Source organism: Escherichia sp. AM3, from assembly GCF_032029835.1.
GTDB classification, from domain to species: Bacteria; Pseudomonadota; Gammaproteobacteria; order Enterobacterales; family Enterobacteriaceae; genus Escherichia; species Escherichia coli.
The window spans coordinates 1-254 of the sequence record NZ_JAVUPQ010001135.1; the positions used below are offsets into that span (position 1 = coordinate 1).

Consider the following 254-nt stretch of genomic DNA (forward strand, 5'->3'; position numbering starts at 1 on the left):
GGCATGGTTTGCGCAAAATCTGGATGATTTTCTGGCGGCCTACGACTGGACGGTGCCGATGGCAATGCCGCTGATGGAGTCCGTCCCGGCAGAAGAGAGCAATGCCTGGCTGACGCGTTTAGTCAAAGCCGTCGCCGCACGCCCCGGCGCGCTGAATAAAACGATTTTTGAGCTACAGGCCAGGGACTGGGCGCAGAAACCGCAGCGTGCCGTAGCCGATGAACGTCTGGTGGAGTGGATGCGGGTGCTCCAGC

1 protein-coding gene is annotated in these 254 nt (G+C 60.6%); it reads left to right on the forward strand.

What is annotated here, in order from left to right; genetic code table 11:
• The coding region (locus tag RTW80_RS30025; RefSeq protein WP_312721817.1) for a poly-beta-1,6-N-acetyl-D-glucosamine N-deacetylase PgaB at positions 1–254 on the forward strand (254 nt) is incomplete at both ends.